This is a genomic window from Bacillus sp. SRB_8 (genome assembly GCF_003264205.1).
Lineage (GTDB): Bacteria > Bacillota > Bacilli > Bacillales > Bacillaceae_G > Bacillus_A > Bacillus_A mycoides.
The window spans coordinates 550-16,811 of the sequence record NZ_NADT01000073.1 but is presented as its reverse complement, the minus strand read 5'-3'; the positions used below and the strand labels follow the sequence as shown (position 1 = coordinate 16,811).

15 protein-coding genes and 2 pseudogenes are annotated in these 16,262 nt (G+C 32.7%); 9 read left to right on the top strand and 8 right to left on the bottom strand.

Annotation, left to right across the window (positions count from 1 at the left end; genetic code table 11):
• Window positions 1-15 precede the first annotated feature (15 nt).
• Window positions 16-396 (top strand): annotated as a pseudogene (locus B5P40_RS31275) (hypothetical protein); the annotation flags it as partial.
• Window positions 397-983: 587 nt separating this feature from the next.
• Here the strand turns inward: B5P40_RS31275 and B5P40_RS31270 are convergent.
• The 5 genes from B5P40_RS31270 to B5P40_RS31250 all read right to left on the bottom strand — a co-directional run bounded on the left by B5P40_RS31270 (window position 984) and on the right by B5P40_RS31250 (window position 7,939).
• Window positions 984-2,780, bottom strand: a complete 1,797-nt coding sequence (locus B5P40_RS31270) for an ABC transporter ATP-binding protein/permease (protein ID WP_113710486.1) — start codon at window positions 2,778-2,780, stop codon at window positions 984-986.
• Entirely contained in the window at window positions 2,780-4,726 is a 1,947-nt protein-coding gene (locus tag B5P40_RS31265; protein WP_113710485.1) for an ABC transporter ATP-binding protein, read from the bottom strand. Before B5P40_RS31265 ends, B5P40_RS31270 begins: the two co-directional genes overlap by 1 nt.
• Before the next feature lie 209 nt (window positions 4,727-4,935).
• Window positions 4,936-6,111, bottom strand: a complete 1,176-nt coding sequence (locus B5P40_RS31260) for a sensor histidine kinase (protein ID WP_181462977.1) — start codon at window positions 6,109-6,111, stop codon at window positions 4,936-4,938.
• Window positions 6,104-6,793 carry a response regulator transcription factor gene (locus B5P40_RS31255; protein WP_002193631.1) on the bottom strand — a complete coding sequence of 230 codons (690 nt, stop codon included), beginning with the start codon at window positions 6,791-6,793 and terminating at the stop codon, window positions 6,104-6,106. The genes B5P40_RS31260 and B5P40_RS31255 overlap by 8 nt, the downstream gene beginning before the upstream one ends.
• 435 nt (window positions 6,794-7,228) lie before the next feature.
• Window positions 7,229-7,939, bottom strand: coding sequence for a hypothetical protein (locus B5P40_RS31250; RefSeq protein ID WP_113710484.1), 711 nt, complete (start codon window positions 7,937-7,939; stop codon window positions 7,229-7,231).
• A 329-nt stretch (window positions 7,940-8,268) separates the two neighbouring features.
• On the opposite strand from B5P40_RS31250, the gene B5P40_RS31245 reads away from it, so the two are divergent.
• The 3 genes from B5P40_RS31245 (at window position 8,269) to B5P40_RS31235 (ending at window position 10,375) form a co-directional block, all read left to right on the top strand.
• Window positions 8,269-8,463, top strand: a complete 195-nt coding sequence (locus B5P40_RS31245; RefSeq protein WP_098453078.1) for a helix-turn-helix transcriptional regulator — start codon at window positions 8,269-8,271, stop codon at window positions 8,461-8,463.
• Window positions 8,464-8,480: 17 nt separating this feature from the next.
• Window positions 8,481-8,867, top strand: a complete 387-nt coding sequence (locus tag B5P40_RS31240) for a hypothetical protein (protein WP_113710482.1) — start codon at window positions 8,481-8,483, stop codon at window positions 8,865-8,867.
• 71 nt (window positions 8,868-8,938) lie between these two features.
• Window positions 8,939-10,375, top strand: a complete 1,437-nt coding sequence (locus B5P40_RS31235; RefSeq protein WP_098781082.1) for an IS4 family transposase — start codon at window positions 8,939-8,941, stop codon at window positions 10,373-10,375.
• A 181-nt stretch (window positions 10,376-10,556) separates the two neighbouring features.
• Here the strand turns inward: B5P40_RS31235 and B5P40_RS31230 are convergent, their stop codons facing one another.
• Entirely contained in the window at window positions 10,557-10,925 is a 369-nt protein-coding gene (locus B5P40_RS31230) for an FtsB family cell division protein (protein WP_002192060.1), read from the bottom strand.
• A 447-nt stretch (window positions 10,926-11,372) separates the two neighbouring features.
• Here B5P40_RS31230 and B5P40_RS31225 point away from each other — a divergent pair, with 447 nt between their 5' ends.
• The 5 genes from B5P40_RS31225 to B5P40_RS31205 all read left to right on the top strand — a co-directional run bounded on the left by B5P40_RS31225 (window position 11,373) and on the right by B5P40_RS31205 (window position 15,264).
• Window positions 11,373-11,648: a barstar family protein gene (locus B5P40_RS31225; RefSeq protein ID WP_002187942.1), complete on the top strand. Its 276-nt coding sequence runs from the start codon at window positions 11,373-11,375 to the stop codon at window positions 11,646-11,648.
• A gap of 605 nt (window positions 11,649-12,253) precedes the next feature.
• A complete protein-coding gene (locus B5P40_RS31220; protein ID WP_002144463.1) occupies window positions 12,254-12,613 on the top strand; it encodes a hypothetical protein in 360 nt (119 codons plus the stop codon).
• A gap of 210 nt (window positions 12,614-12,823) precedes the next feature.
• Entirely contained in the window at window positions 12,824-13,282 is a 459-nt protein-coding gene (locus B5P40_RS31215; protein ID WP_002192059.1) for a helix-turn-helix transcriptional regulator, read from the top strand.
• Between the two features lie 99 nt (window positions 13,283-13,381).
• Window positions 13,382-13,756, top strand: coding sequence for a hypothetical protein (locus B5P40_RS31210; RefSeq protein ID WP_002192057.1), 375 nt, complete (start codon window positions 13,382-13,384; stop codon window positions 13,754-13,756).
• 74 nt (window positions 13,757-13,830) lie between these two features.
• Window positions 13,831-15,264, top strand: coding sequence for an IS4 family transposase (locus B5P40_RS31205; RefSeq protein WP_002192056.1), 1,434 nt, complete (start codon window positions 13,831-13,833; stop codon window positions 15,262-15,264).
• Between the two features lie 412 nt (window positions 15,265-15,676).
• On the opposite strand, the gene B5P40_RS33920 is transcribed toward B5P40_RS31205, so the two are convergent.
• Together B5P40_RS33920 and B5P40_RS31200 are read right to left on the bottom strand one after the other, a co-directional pair.
• Window positions 15,677-15,811 (bottom strand): hypothetical protein, encoded by a 135-nt coding sequence (locus tag B5P40_RS33920; RefSeq protein ID WP_258402214.1) that lies wholly within the window; start codon window positions 15,809-15,811, stop codon window positions 15,677-15,679.
• A 110-nt stretch (window positions 15,812-15,921) separates the two neighbouring features.
• A pseudogene (locus B5P40_RS31200) lies at window positions 15,922-16,262 on the bottom strand (cell wall-binding protein); the annotation flags it as partial.

The window sequence follows — 16,262 nt, the reverse complement described above, 5'->3', positions numbered from 1 at the left end:
AAAATTAGAAGCTAGGATAACGTCTTGCGGACATGGGAGAGTGGTCCGAATATTTCTGCTTCATCTAATTGGATCCCAGAAGATAGGAGCACATTTACAATTATTCCAATTGAAAAAGGATCTAACAAGGTGTACATAGAAGCAAATGCAACCTATCTTACATCTGCAAATGATGAGGTGGGCGTTACAGGATTTCGCGCTTATGGACAAGTATGGACACTTGTTAATTATGGATTTGAAAGCTTCTCTTTAAAAAATAACCACGGACAATATTTATCTGTTCATGATACATCCGTATGTCTTACTGACAAGCCTGATAAAAACACTATATTTGCCATTACTATTCAAAAAGATAAATGGAATGAGTGGTTAGCTAAATGGTATTCTAGCAAATAAAAAGCAAGTTGATTTAACCTCTAGAAGCTTTACAAACATTTTTAATGAGTAATGAACCAACAAGCCAATTTTCTGTACGTTAAGGAAACTGGCTACACAGATCCTTAAGTTATTTTTAATCAAGCTTTATTTCAAACCAAAAATAATTCGCCCTTACGTTGCGTATATGTATGCAACGTAAGGGCCCTTTTAAATTCATATTTTAATTTTCTTGGTTAAGATAACGTATATATCTCGGCTGAACCCCTTATTCCCCCTTTTCGAGGGGATGGGCAAAAACACCCTATTACCTTTCCACCTTCATTAAATACTTGTTAAATCCACTCTACCGTGATCTAATCTCGAAGGTTCCACCAATAAAAAAGGAACTGACATAGGTCAGTTCCAATCCTAAGCTAACACACCCGTTAATTTAAGTACATTTATTCACAAAAGTGTAACACTTGACAAACTTCTTGTGAAAAATAAAGAATTGCCGAAGCAACTTCATTTTTTAATTTGTGAATGAATAGTATTCAATTTTTTCTTCGCTAGTTTGAATATCTTTAATTTTTATTGGGGAGGTAACCATGTTACTATTGCGGTATTTACTTTCTTAGCGCAACAGCTGGCTCAGTATGAATAAGCTTATGACTTGCTATTATGCTGATTACGATGACAATAATTGCTGTCGCAAGAATAGAGAGAAACATTTGAAGTATCGTGATGACTAAATTTAAATCAAAAGCAATACTTGCTACATAGATGCAACCAATTAGGACAGCATTAAAAACAGACGCCAATCCCGACAACAATATATTCTCACAAATAATCATTCTTCGTATTGTACCTTTACTAAAACCTAGTGCAGATAACAATCCTAATTCCCTATATCTCGAATTTTGTAATTTAACAAGCAGAATAACACTGATAAAGAGACCAATTGCTAAAATCAAAATAGATACTACTAGGAACAGACGGCTAAGGCTGTTAAAGGTATTTTGTAAGGCTGCAATTTCGCTTGAAACATTTTTACTGTCTATATCTTTTGCCTTCAGCATTTCACTCACAGAAACAATATCATCAAAACTTGTCACATCATAACTAATTGAATAACATTTTTTATCCTTAATATTCTTATAAAACTTCTGTTCAACATCACTGCTTACAATGAAATCATCATAGCCAGCATTAAAGATACCGCTTATCTTCAACTTGTACTCTTTTCCTTCATACTTTAATGTGAGTTTTTGACCAATTAAACCTTTGAAATTATTATTGAATTTTTTCGCAAGGCTTGGCGTAAGGGATATTTCATTAGCCCCTCTTTTTGGCATAGTGCCATAAGACATGCTTTCGGTAGCCTTTGGCGTTGGATATTTCTCAATCATTGTTTCAGATTTATCTTCTATGCTTAAAGACACATTATCAATTTTGTATTGATAATAAACATTTTCGATACGCTGATCAGATTTTAATAGTTGAAAAACTGTTCCGTCATCTTCCCCTTTGATGTAGCCATTGTTAAAGGCGGTGTTTTTTTCTTTGAAATCAGCAATAGACTGTTCCAAAATATTCCCTGAAGATAAGGACAACATAAAGGCAAGAATGCCGATAGAAATGGCTAAACTGACCAACATGTATCGCATGAAATGTACTTTGAAATTTTTAAGTCCTCTTTTAAAAGCAGAAACTCTTACAGTCGGATTAAATGTAACCTTATGTTCGCTTTTTTCAGTGCCTTTAACCACTTTATTAGCAGCAACAATTCTACCATTTTCGATAGACATTACCTCATCAGCGAAGTCACAGATTTTTTGATCGTGTGTGATAACTATAACTAAACAGTCTTTTGATATTTCTTTCAAAATCTTCATTATTTCCGTTGAATTGCTACGGTCTAACGCTCCAGTTGGTTCATCTGCCAAGATAATTGATGGATTACTAATTAACGCTCTTGCGATGGCAACTCTTTGCTTTTGACCACCTGAAAGATTTTCTATATTTTCATTTGCCTTTGATGACAATCCAAGTTGATTTAAAAGTTTCTCAGCATTATTGATGTATTCTGCTTTCCCCACAGGATGTAACTCTGAGGAAAGCAAGATATTTTCAAGCACGGTATGTCCACTTAAAAGATGATAATTTTGAAAAACAAAGCCGATATTGTCTCTTCGATATGCACAAAGCTCATCTACTTTCATTCTACTAATTGATGTATCACCTACGGATATTTCACCGTCATAGGTGCTGTCAAAGCCAGCAAGCATATTAAGAAGCGTACTTTTACCGCTACCTGAAGCACCTACAAGGCATATGAGTCCTTTGCTTGGAAAATCAAAACTCATATTGTCAAAAATAAGTGTTTCATCATACTTTTTTGTAAGATTTTTTATCTGTATCATTATCGATCACCAGTCCTAAGCGCTGTGGATACATTGACTTTAACAAAAGTAGAGATAGTTACTCCAAATGCCACAACTGCAACTCCCACTAACAAAAGTACACCTGTGAACAGCATTTTTGCATTTAAAATATCAACACTAAACTGGGCTTTGGTTACCAAATTGATAAGTGGAGAGGTAACAAGCAAGAAAAGAATTGCCGTAGCCATTGCAATGACTGTTTCACTGAAAATGAGTAAGCTTAAATGCTTGTTATTATAACCGCTGATCTTATAAATGGCATATTCTCTTTTTCTCATAATGCCTGTAATAAGAAAGATCGCCATTACCATCACACCTGATAAAAGAGTAATACTAAGGCTTACAGATTCAGTTTGTTCGGTCGTTTGTGCATTAAGTCTTACAATGTCCTCAACTCGTTCAAAATCGCCAATAGGAACGATACCTTTTGAATTTAACTCATCTTTAATAGAAATCATATCTGCTGGAGTTTTTGCACGAATGATAAAACCCATCTTTTCAGAACGGATTTCCGCTTGTTTTCTCATTTCACCGAGTGCAGTTTTACTAAAAAAGAAAGCATCATCAATGTATTGTTCCATCGTCTTTCCTTCATATTCATATACTAAATTTGCATCAATTACACCAACGATCTTTGCCTTTATTGAAACGTCTTTTAATAAAGGTTCACCACCTTCCAGATTATACATGGAACTATTGAAGGTGATCTCTTTTCCAATTGCTTGTTCATTATCGATACCTAATTTTTTCACAAAGCTTTCAGGAACAACAACCTCATTACTGTTTCCCATAGGCATTTTACCCGATAAAAGTTTGTTAATGTGAGGTACGCTACCAGTACTTTCAACTTTGTATTCTTTTCCATCAACATTGACATTTATATTCTTAATATTGTCTGGTATAAGCACTCCAAATCCAACTCGCTTATCATTTACAAATTGTTCATATAATCCACCTATGTTCTGTGTTACATCTGCCTTTGGTCCCTCATCGTTATTTCCCTCTGTACCGCTTGCACTTGTAAAATTATCAACTACGGTAATGTTCAATATTCCTTTATCATAAGTATCCAATAATTTATCATACTCTGCCTGACTGCTGTTGTTAATTGCACCATTCACTATTGTAAGCAATAGGATCGCCGCAACCATAAGAGAGAGAGTTGCTACCGCAAAACGCCCAAATTTACTTTTTATATTAGATTTTGCAAGTGACAAAGAATTTCCCAGCGATAACTTAGGACGATTTTTCATTGTAAGTGTAGGCGTTTTTGCAAATGGAATTTCTGACTTTGAAATAAGCTTGCCCTTATCCAGTTCAAATATATGATCCTCTTCAGAAATTAAAGATGTATCATGGGTTACAACAATAACTGTTCGATTTTTAGAAATAGCTCTTAAAATATCCATTGTTATTTTTGCGTTTTTTCCGTCTAAAGCACTTGTCGGTTCGTCAGCAATAATGACTTTTGGATTTTTCATAAGTTCTCGTGCAATGGCAACACGCTGTTTTTGACCACCTGAAAGTTTTTTCACCTTTGTGTGTGCTAAGTTAAAAATCTTTAGATCTTTAAGGATTTTTTCAGCACTTTCTATATTTTTTTCACCTTTTAGATACTCTGACAACAGTACATTGTCTAAAACCGTAGCATCCTCAATTAAGTTAAAATCCTGCCATACAAAGCCAAATATGTTATTGTAAAAATAACTTTTTTCATTGGCAGATAAATCTTTGATATTTTTACCGCAATACAGTACCTCTCCATCAAAGTCTTGTTCCATACCACTCATGATTTTAAGAAGTGTGGTTTTACCACTGCCCGAAGAACCAACAATAAAGTTCAGTCCTTTGTTGATATTCATTGAGACGTTGTATAAAGCGAATTCACTTTTATACTGCTTCGATACATTTTTTATTTCAAACATTAACTTTATCCTCCATCAATTTATTTCTTCACAAGTGATAAAACTTCTTGATACTATTTTAATTAACTGTACAACGAAACTTCCCACTTGATTGGATAGTGTCATTTTACAGCAACCGATGTTAAATCCCTGTTAAGAAAATGCAAATATGCACAAAAAAATACAGAGCTTTAAAATATGAGGTTCATCCTCTATTCAAAGCTCTGTATTTACATTTTGCTTGATTTCATTTTATTTAGCGTTACCGTAAAGCAAGTACCACCTGTTTCGTTGTCACTTACAGTAATAGTGCCTTTATGCTTTTTAACGATGGTTTCTACAATCGAAAGCCCCAATCCTGCTCCGCCCATTTCACGGGAACGAGATTTATCAACACGATAAAATGGTTCAAAAATATTTTTCTTATCGATTTCAGAAATGCCTATACCTGTATCCTTTACAGTGATTAAAATCTTTTCAGCAGATCTACCAGATACTCCAATAGTGACGCTTCCACCATTCACATTATATTTTATACCGTTTTCAACAAGGTTATAAAACGCACGGTAAAGTAAATCTATATTCCCATGAATAACGCTGTTATCACCATTCAAAGACAATTGGACATTCTTTTCTTTAGCAATACCAGAAAGCTCGAAGATAATATCTTCAAATAAGTCTTCCGTAGTAATATTATTCTGTTGGATTATTTCATCCATATTGCTCATATCTAAAAGATTACCTACCAAACCTCTTAATCTGCTTGTCTGTTTTTCAATAACCGTAATAAGTGTGTGATACTCCGCCCTTGTGTGTACATTTTTCTTTTTAAACACATCCACCTTTGTTTGCAAAACCGTAAGGGGAGTTCTAAGCTCATGTGCTGCACTTGCTGAAAACCGTTGTTGCATTTCAAAAGCAGCGTTTAGCTGATCAGTCATAGTATTAAAGGACCCTGTAAGTTCCGCTATTTCATCTTTAGTAGGTGGTACGTCCAATGCCCTGGAAAGATTATGGGCATTGATGCTTTTGACTTGTTCGTTTAGATGCTTAAGTGGTTTTAAAGCCTTTCCAGATAAATAATATGTTAAACCTCCACCAGCCAAAATGATAATCATTGCATATAGGATACTTTCCATACGGAAATTTACTTTTGCGTAATTTACATCTTGGTTCATATCCAATGGTGGGTATCTGTTGATTCCTTCTGCACCAACGCTTCCCTCCTCAACAATAGTTTCTTCCTCGCCAATGGGTTTAGCAGGTGTCGTTTGAGTAGCCTCAATGGTTTCTGCCATTATGTTGGCAGAAAAATTGAGAATAAATGTAAGTCCAATACAGCATACTGCCAAAAGTACAGAAATAATTAAAGTGAGTCGCCAACGGAGCGATAGTTTTTTAATCATCGTTTTTATCACCTTTTTGAGTAATAAAATACCCTTGGCCAATTCTTGTTTCAATCGGATCATAATTTAGAATTGCTTTCAACTTTTTCCTTAATGTTGCAATGTGGACACGAATAGCACCGCTAAAGCTATCTGCATTTTGATCCCAAATATGTTCAATCATTTCTTCTTGGCTTATGACTCTGTCTTTATTGAGTAAAAAATACTCAAGTAAAGCAAATTCTTTTTTTGTAAGGGAAAGTTTCTCATTACATACAAAAGCAATGCGCTTTGATAAATCTATGTTGATATCTCCACAGGAAACAAAACTGCTTTCCTGGATAAATCTCCTCCTTAACAATCCTCGAATTCTCGCTTCCAATTCTGCAAAATCAAAAGGTTTTGCAAGATAATCATTTGCTCCAAAGTCCAAACCTTTTACTTTATCGTTCACACTATTTCTTGCACTTAATATCAGTACCTTTAGTTCTGGCTTTTCATCTCTTATTTTTTCTAGGACCTCCAACCCATCCATTTTAGGTAGATTAAGATCCAGAACAACCAAATCATAATTTTCTATATATAAAAGTTCATACGCATCTTCGCCGTTATCACAGGTGTCCACCACATAGCCATCTATTTCAAGCCCCTCTTTGATGGATTGCTGTAAATCAAGTTCATCTTCCACAATGAGAATTCTCATTTTTAAAATCACCTCGCTTTTTAGTATACGCAATCCAATGTTAAATCTTTGTTAAGATTCATGGCTTTACCTGCTCCTTTTTTATTAAAAAACTAATTCCTTATAACTCATACACTTCCTAATTTTCAATAGATTTCTATTTGGGGTTCAGCCGAGATACGTGTAAAACTAGGTCATAGTAATACATTTTTTACCAAACGCTGTTTATCGGTGATATTTGTAACATAAACGTTCGTTTTTGTTACGTTTTGTATTTGGAAATAAGAAATATCCTAACCGTTGAACTAGCTGTAACAAAATACTGTATCAATAATAATCCGTAAACATTATTATTAAAATACCTTTTTGTTACACGATAATCAGATAATGGAAATAAAATACAGCCTATGACCCAAAATTACATGTATCTCGGCTGAACCCCTACAATGATTATATTTATTTTTTACTAAGAAGAATATCTAATGACATTGTGATATCTTTTTTATAAACACTTATCCCTTTTTCCTCAGCAATCCTTGTCATATATTCAATTCTTGAAGGTTTATTAGGTAAAGATTTTAGCTGATCTATATTCTCCGTAATTAAATTTTCAAGCGCTTCTTTTGTTTTTCGTTCTTGTTCTCTACGTAAATTCATTCTCTCTTTAAAATTATGGTGTCGAAGTTCATTTTGATGTTCTTCCATATCAGATTCATAGTTACTAAGAAAATCTTCTATTACAACCTCAGGGGTATCAATACCAAAATTAGTCGTTCCCACTCTATATAAAACCCCTTCATTAATAACCTCTATTATGTAAGAATCTAATAAACCCAAATGTTTTTTAACTTGTTTATTATGTTGGCTAATAACAGACCATAAGTTTTCCATATACCCATTTTCTTTCAAAAATTCTATTGTATCTTCGTCCATCAGATCTTCAATCATATCATTAGAAATAAAATAATCTTCTTCATTTACAATATAAGATTGATATAATACCGTTTTTATTTCATTTCGTTTAATAAATTGAAGCATTTTTTCAAATCTATTCTCACCAACCAATAAAACTTCTGTAATATCACCTTCTAGCTTGAGAGCCTCCATTGCAAAAATATCTTGTTCAATAAAAAAATTCTCTAAATCATTTACATTTTTAAAATCCATTTCCCATTCTCCTCTTTAATCCTTTTTACTTATCTTAACAATAAATTTATAAAACAACTACTAAATGGGGTCTTGCCAAAAAAACAAACAGGAATGACTATTAGGGGTACCGCCCCATGCCCATCAACTTAAGCATTTTATAACACCCCCAAAACGAAAAAACGGTATTCTTTCTATTCAAGATGTAGAAGGATTATCGTTTTTTTTAACTCTCAAAAATATTAGTGGTTTTAAAAAAAAGTGTAAAAAGTTTTTGACATCCGGAACATAATTATATAAACTGAAAATGTAAAAAGTTTTTGACAAAAATAGAGGTGATGTTCATAAAAATGGAAAACATAATTCGTATTTTGCGTAAAGAGAAAAAGCTTTCCCAAGATGATTTAGCTAAATTATGTCGTGTTTCAAGGCAAACGATTAATGCGATTGAGAATAACAAATATGATCCTACATTGGAACTTGCTTTTAATTTAGCTAAATCCCTTGGTGTAACGGTTGATCAATTATTTATTTATAAAAGCTAGATAAGGAGAAGAAACAAATGAAAAATGGAATTAATATCTTATTTACTTGTTTATACATTGTGATTATGGGTTTACTTGCTTTTGAATGGTATGAGAAGCAACAAGTCTCTATAACTTCGTTATTTGTAGCAACAATCATTTTGCAATCTTTATTTATGAAGCGAATTTTTAAAGGGAAAAAAGAGAGCGAGCATTTTATTGATGAAATGTTTTTACATATCAGACAGAAAAGCTTATCAATTTGTTGTTTTGTAATGTATGTATTAACCTTAGGTACTTTGTTTTTATCAGAAGGAACATGGAATTTTAACCATATGCATAATAAACCTTTGATTTTTCTGGTTTTCTTATATCCTATCGTTTACCAAATAAGTCATATCTTCGTTTCAAGAAACAACTCTTAATAGACTATTTAAAAGTGAAAAATACGCTATTCTTTCGGTATAAATTCAAAACGAGAGGATGGCGTTTTTGTATGTCTATTTCTGTATCGGATGAATTACAACTATTTGCTGAAGAATTATATGAATATCTTACTCCTTCATTTCTCGAAAATATCGCTAAAGAACTAGGTTTTGTACAACGAAAACGTAAGTTTTCAGGGCATGATTTAGCTACTATCTGTGTTTGGGTTAGTCAACGGGTAGCTAGTGATTCTTTAGTGCGACTATGTAGTCAACTTCATGCCGTTACAGGAACACTTATGAGTCCAGAAGGACTTAATAAGCGTTTCAATAAAAAAGCTGTTTGCTTTTTAAAACATATTTTCTCTTCGTTATTAAAAAGTAAAATTTGTGAAACATCAGTGATTCCTAGTTCTTCAATCGCCTATTTTCAACGAATTCGTATTTTAGATGCAACGATTTTTCAGGTGCCAAAGCATTTAGCTAGTGTGTATCCTGGATCAGGTGGTTGTGCTCAAACAGCGGGTATAAAAATCCAATTAGAATATGATTTACATAGTGGTCAGTTTTTAAATTTCCAAGTAGAACCAGGGAAAAATAATGATAAAACCTTTGGAACAGAGTGTTTAGCAACATTACGTCCTGGTGATCTATGTATTCGGGATTTAGGCTATTATTCACTGGATGATTTAGATCAAATGGACCAACGTGGCGTGTATTATATATCACGGCTCAAATTAAACAATAGGGTGTATATCAAAAATGAATTTCCTGAATACTTTCGAAATGGGACCATAAAAAAACAATCTCAGTACATCCAAGTTGATTTAGAGCGCATTATGGATACCTTAAAACCAGGACAGTCCTATGAAATAAAAGAAGCTTATATTGGAAAGGATAAAAAGCTATTCACTCGAGTGACTATGTATCGATTAACTGAAAAACAACTTCGTGAACGTATGAAAAAGCAAGTGTATACGGAAAGTAAAAAGGGCATTATATATTCGGAAAAAAGCAAACGATTAGCTGGCATGAATCTATATGTTACCAACACACCCTGGGAAATCGTTCCGATGGAACAAACCCACGATTTTTACTCTCTCCGCTGGCAAATAGAGATTGTATTTAAAACATGGAAATCCCTATTTCAAATTCATCATTGGCAAAATATTAAACAAGAGCGATTAGAATGCCATGTTTATGGAAAACTCATTGCCATTTTTTTATGTTCTTCTACTATGTTTAAGATGCGCCAGTTAATATTACAAAAAAAGAAACGAGAATTAAGTGAATATAAAGCAATTGGAATGATTCAAGATCATTTATCGACTTTGTATCAAGCCATACAACAAAACACCCAAGAAATAACAAAGATTTTAATCCGCCTGTTCCACTTGCTCCAGAAGAATGGGCGGAAATCTCATCGATACGAAAAGAAAACAGTCTTTGATATTTTGGGTGTTGTCTATGAATATAATGGATTGAGAAAACAAAAGAAAGCTGCATAATTTTTAAAAACGATACCTATCTAGGTTTATTTGTTATGCTCATTTTTAAAGATACAAAATATTTTAAGAGTTTTTTGGTTGTATGAACGAAAGTTCAGTGTGTTTCCATTCTTAAGTTGATGGGCATGTATGGTGACCCCAATTAGGAATTACCGCGAGGTGCTGAATATGGTTTCTTACTTTATTCAGTTGTTACAAATATAGTTTCATTCGGATCGGAAAATTGATACAGTTTCCTTGCGAACTTTAAAATATCTTCTTCGCTACCAGTTAACATTTTGAAGTCTTTCTCAATGTGTTGCCCATCTTTTTTTAAAGAAGATAATTCTTGCTTTGCCTTACCCATCATGATTTGTTTTTCTTTAATACTATCTTGTTGCTTATTAAGGGAGTATTGTACACCAAAAATCACAGGTAATATAAAAGCTAAAGCAGCTATAACACGGCGTCTTATTTTTTTATTATTAACTTGGTACGTATTAGGGTTCACTTGCTGTGATGGTATTTTGGGGTTCGATTGTTCTGATACTACTTTTGGGATGTTTCCCATTAAAAAGGCCTCCATTACTGATTGTAGAATTTAAATCGTTTGAAAGTATTATATATGTTCAATGGAAACTTTGAAACGATTTTAGTGAAAATGAGTTTTATAAAGTTGAAACAAAATCGTTATTGGATATCTTTGTCCATCCCCTCGAAATGGGGGAATAGCAAGCGAACTATAAACAAACCGCTTATAAATAAAGGGTTTTAACTACTTTTAATAATCTACATGTCAAAACATATACATTTTAATTGACATATTTCAAATAAGCATAAGTTGTATTTTTGAAATGAAAAATTCTAGATTTTTAGCTATGTCATAAAGTGTACTTTTTGACGTAGTGCATAAATTTAGCTAATTCCCCCTTTTCGGGGATTTGGGCAAAAATAACCTGTATAAGACTTCAGATCATTACAAAACGTTTACTGAAATAAAGTAGAAAGGAATTTAGTTATGGAAAAAATATATTTAGATGGACGGATGTTTACAAGTAAAGATGCACTGCATAAAACATTAAAGAACAAATTAGATCTTCCAGATTACTATGGTGAAAATGCTAATGCGTTGTGGGATTGCTTAACTGCATGGGTTACTCTTCCTTTAACAATAGAATGGGAATTTTTCAAAGAAAGCCAGAATATGTTAGGACAAGAAGCAGATTTGATTTTAGAAACATTTCAAGATGCTCAAGAAGAAATGGCGGATGAATTCTATATTGTTGTGAAATGATTAAATAAACTTAGGTAAACATAAAACCGTAGAAATAATTAATTTCTACGGTTTTTATTGTATTTATTTGAATATTTTTACAGAGTGGCCCCTCATACCCAGAATCGTTGCCGTATCCCAAGTTAGTACAAAATTTCGTTCTAGGGGTACTATAAATTTTTAGCTTGATGGGCATGTATGGTGACCCCATCGCCATCAACTTAAGAAATTAATTGTTCCCCAAAACGAAAAAAATGAGCCGAATTCTCATAAATAACTGTAAAAAGGTAAAGTTTTCGTTATGGGGGTGTCTCAAAGTCTTAGCTTGATGGGCCTGGGGTAAGACCAACCAGTCTGTCCAAAATCAAAAAGAGTTCATCCACCAAGTGTTTGGACCTATAGTATAAAATACGATTCCGTTAGGAGTCTACTATTCTCCGTGTTATTCTTCATATATTTGCACCAGAACCTTTAAAAATACATATCACAAAACAAAAGTGTGAAATTACACTTATATAGACAAAACTTCTCTTATAGTGTAAAATTACACCATAAGAGAAGAAGAGATATTATGGATAAACAAGAATTTATTCAATTAGTAAATAAAAATTTGGAGAGTGATTCAAATGAAGAAAAAAAGCAACCATTATCTTTTTATAAATAACGTAATAATTGGTATGTTAATATTAAATTTATTTATTTTCACATCATCAATACGCTTTTTACCTTGGTTTATTGAAGATGGTTGGGGAACTTTAGGTCTATTACTGACATCTTTTGTTTTATTAATCACCTTTTTTAAATCTTATCAGCTTCACAAAAATGGAGAGAGAACTATTTTACAGACTTCTATCCCGCTTGTTTCTGCAATGTTTTCATTCTTCGTTATGTTAACCTTAAGTGATTTTATGACTATATTTTCTCTTATAGTCAATGTAAGTATATTAATAATTTGTTTAATATCTTTTGGGAAAAATTCTAATTAAAAAATAAAACCATAGATACAAAGGTTATTGTTGTTTTATTTTCCCCCTTGTTTTTAAGTGTGAGTGCGATGAGTATAACTGTTATACGGATTTTATACTATTTTTCTACTAGTTTTATACCAATTTTATAAGGGTTTTCTACTTATATTTTTAAAAATACATATCACAAAAAAAAGTGTAAAATTACACCGCAAGAGAAGGAGAGATATTATGGATAAACAAGAATTTATTCAATTAGTAAATAAAAAATTAAAACTCATCCGTATTGAAAATGATTTATCACAAGATAAAATGTCTGAAGTTATCGGTTTATCAAAAAAAACCTTAGTAGAAATAGAAAAAGGTAGACGTAGTCTCACATGGACAGGTGCAGTGTGTGTTGTCACTCTTTTTGAAGATAGCGATATAATCCAGATGACTTTTGGAGACGATATTAACGAGATTATCAAAACAATTGCTTTTACACATTATAATAATAGTTCCTCAAAAACTTTAGGAGGAAAACTATGGTGGAGACAAATAAGAGAGTTAAATGGTTATAAAGTACAACAAAATATTCTTTCTCAACATTATCGAATTTTAAATAAAGAAAACCATAGGATATGTAGTTCATTTGAATTAGATGAAATTGAAAAAAGATTTATAGAAGTAACAAAATCATTACAATAGATTCACAGAAAAAACGTATTAAATGATCACTAATCGATGTTATAACAAAAATCTTAAATAAAGTAAAAATACAAAATCAAATTTTGGAGAGTGATTCAAATGAAGAAAAAAGCAACCCTTTTCTTTTTTTTTAATATCGTAATAATTGGTATGTTAATATTTAATTTATTTGTTTTCACAACACGAATGCCCTTTTTACCTTGGTTTATTGAAGATGGTTGGGGATATTTAGGACTAGTACTGACATCTTTTGTTTTATTAATCATCTCTTTTAAGTCTTATCAGCTTTACAAAAATGGAGAGATAACTATCTTACAGATTTCTATCCCGCTTGTTTCTGCAATGTTTTCACTCTTTGTTATGTTTATGCCCTTAAATGATTTTATGACTATATTTTCTCTTATAGTCGATGTAAGTATATTAATAATTTGTTTAATATCTTTTAGGGGTACCATCACATCGCTATCAAACTAAGATAAATTTGTATCCATATAATCAAAAAAACGCTATTCTTTTTGTAGAAATATACAGAAAGGATGGCGTTTTGTATGACTCTATCGATTCAAGATGAGTTTCATTTATTCGCTGAAGAACTACAGCGATATCTATCTCCAAACATCCTTCAACAGCTCGCACAGGAGACGGGTTTCGTAAAACGTAAAAGTAAGTATGGCGCACGAGATTTGGCCGCTTTATGTATTTGGATTAGTCAACACGTAGCAAGTGATTCCCTCACTCGATTATGTAGTCAACTTTATGCAAATACAGCTACACTTATGAGTCCAGAAGGACTTAATCAACGTTTTAACCGATGCGCTGTTTTATTTCTACAGCGTATATTTTCTCTTTTAGTCAAAAGTCAACTAAATGATTCGTCTCAAATCAAAAACCAATATACTTCTTATTTTCAACGTATACGTATTTTAGATGCTACTATTTTTCAAGCCCCTAATCATTTGGCTCCTATTTATCCTGGTTCAGGAGGATGTGCACAAACAGCTGGTATCAAAATTCAGCTAGAGTATGATTTACATAGTGGAAAATTCCTCAATTTTCAAATGGAGCCAGGTAAAAATAATGATAAAACCTTTGGTACAGATTGTTTAGATACCTTAAGCCCAGGAGATTTATGTATTCGAGATTTAGGATACTTTTCTCTAAAAGATTTAGACCAGATGGATCAACGCGGTGTATTCTATGTTTCACGGTTGAAATTAAATAATAGAGTATATGTAAAAAATGATTCTCCAGAATTCTTTCGGGATGGGACAGTAAAAAAGCAATCTCTATATGTTTTACTTAACCTTGAAGATATTATGCATCAGATAAAACCAGGAGATACTTATGAAATTCGGAATGCCTATATTGGACAACAAAAATTACCCTCACGAGTTGTAATATACAGACTGACATCAACTCAAACTCATAAACGTAGGAAACAGCAAACCTATGTTGAAAAGAAAAAAGGAGTTACATACTCTGAAAAAAGTAAACGATTAACAGAAATCAACGTTTATATTACCAACATACCATGGGAAATTGTTCCGATGGAACAGGTTCATAATATCTACTCACTACGTTGGCAAATAGAGATTGTATTTAAAACATGGAAATCTCTTTTTGGTATTAATCATTGTCACAATATTAAGCGAGAGCGTCTAGAATGTCATCTTTATGGACAGTTAATCGCTATTTTTCTTTGTTCTTCCACTATGTTCAAAATGCGACAGCTGTTACTACAGAAAAAACAAAAAGAATTAAGTGAATATAAAGCAATTTATATAATTCAAGATCATCTGTACTTAGTATATGAAGCTATACAAAAAGACACCCAAGAAGTATCAAAAATTTTCCTTCGTCTGTTTGACTTCTTACAGAAAAACGGACGGAAATCCCATCGATATGAGAAAAAGACAGTCTTTGATATTTTAGGTGTCGTTTATCAGTTAACTGTATCCAATCTAAAGCAGAAAACTGCATAATCTTTAAAAATACACCGTATCAAGGTTTATTTGGTATGCGTATTTTTAAAAACAAATAAACAAATTATCAAGCATGTAGGCAACAAGAACGGAAGTTCATGGAAGACCCAACCTTAGCTTGATGGGCATGTATGGAGACCCCTACTAGTTGTAATAGTTGGGGTTTGCGTAGCAATGGAACCAAATCACGCAACAAGCATTTTAAACAGACTATAATAAAAGCGGATACTATTCATGCACATAAAAAGGAAGACTTTCCAAACATAGAAGGTCTTCCTTTAAAAAATGTATGTTGTCATCATTTATAGATATCACCACGATTTCCAATCGCTTGTATGTATATTACTTTCTCATCATGACAATTTGCTTTTGTATCTCTTTCTCTTACTTTGCAATAAACTTTAATGCGGACTTATAGTAAATCAACTTGTAGTCCGAATTCACGTTTTGCATCCTCCCCTGATACATATCCTTCGTCACTATTTAGCAGTTCTAATTTTTGTTTAGATAATAATTCATGATCCAAATCCGCTATATGTGGGCCCACCACATAGCCATCAAGTTAATAAAAATCCTCCAGATGCTGAAAGCATCTGGAGGTCGTGGGGATCTCATTTAGCGATTCATATTTATAAAAAATAGATTTTTTTGGGATGATTAATAACCTTTGTGTCCATGACTATCAAATTTATAGGTTTTTCCGTCAATTTCAACCTTGGTATCTGTATAAATTGAACCATCCTGTTTAGCATAATACGTAAAGTGTCCGTAATAAGGGAAATGATACCCACCACCAACTGAGAACCATCCTATCTTAGCTGCTCCAGATCCATCGAAGTAATAGTCTTTACCATCGATTTTTTGCCAGCCCGTTTGTGCTACGCCGTTATTGTCAAAATGGTATAGCTTACCATCGATTTTTTCAAACCCTGCTTTGTTAACTGATCCGTCTTCATGAAAATAATATCTTTTTCCATCAATGTCTTCATACCTATTGA

What these genes read in the sequence shown, in the direction of transcription:
- B5P40_RS31260 (WP_181462977.1), bottom strand. Translation starts at nt 6,111, where the DNA reads ATGATTAAAAAACTATCGCTCCGTTGGCGACTCACTTTAATTATTTCT.
- B5P40_RS31265 (WP_113710485.1), bottom strand. Translation starts at nt 4,726, where the DNA reads ATGTTTGAAATAAAAAATGTATCGAAGCAGTATAAAAGTGAATTCGCT.
- B5P40_RS31230 (WP_002192060.1), bottom strand. Translation starts at nt 10,925, where the DNA reads ATGGGAAACATCCCAAAAGTAGTATCAGAACAATCGAACCCCAAAATA.
- B5P40_RS31225 (WP_002187942.1), top strand. Translation starts at nt 11,373, where the DNA reads ATGGAAAAAATATATTTAGATGGACGGATGTTTACAAGTAAAGATGCA.
- B5P40_RS31240 (WP_113710482.1), top strand. Translation starts at nt 8,481, where the DNA reads ATGAAAAATGGAATTAATATCTTATTTACTTGTTTATACATTGTGATT.
- B5P40_RS31215 (WP_002192059.1), top strand. Translation starts at nt 12,824, where the DNA reads ATGGATAAACAAGAATTTATTCAATTAGTAAATAAAAAATTAAAACTC.
- B5P40_RS31235 (WP_098781082.1), top strand. Translation starts at nt 8,939, where the DNA reads ATGTCTATTTCTGTATCGGATGAATTACAACTATTTGCTGAAGAATTA.
- B5P40_RS31220 (WP_002144463.1), top strand. Translation starts at nt 12,254, where the DNA reads ATGAAGAAAAAAAGCAACCATTATCTTTTTATAAATAACGTAATAATT.
- B5P40_RS31250 (WP_113710484.1), bottom strand. Translation starts at nt 7,939, where the DNA reads ATGGATTTTAAAAATGTAAATGATTTAGAGAATTTTTTTATTGAACAA.
- B5P40_RS31205 (WP_002192056.1), top strand. Translation starts at nt 13,831, where the DNA reads ATGACTCTATCGATTCAAGATGAGTTTCATTTATTCGCTGAAGAACTA.
- B5P40_RS31210 (WP_002192057.1), top strand. Translation starts at nt 13,382, where the DNA reads ATGAAGAAAAAAGCAACCCTTTTCTTTTTTTTTAATATCGTAATAATT.
- B5P40_RS31270 (WP_113710486.1), bottom strand. Translation starts at nt 2,780, where the DNA reads ATGATACAGATAAAAAATCTTACAAAAAAGTATGATGAAACACTTATT.
- B5P40_RS31245 (WP_098453078.1), top strand. Translation starts at nt 8,269, where the DNA reads ATGGAAAACATAATTCGTATTTTGCGTAAAGAGAAAAAGCTTTCCCAA.
- B5P40_RS31255 (WP_002193631.1), bottom strand. Translation starts at nt 6,793, where the DNA reads ATGAGAATTCTCATTGTGGAAGATGAACTTGATTTACAGCAATCCATC.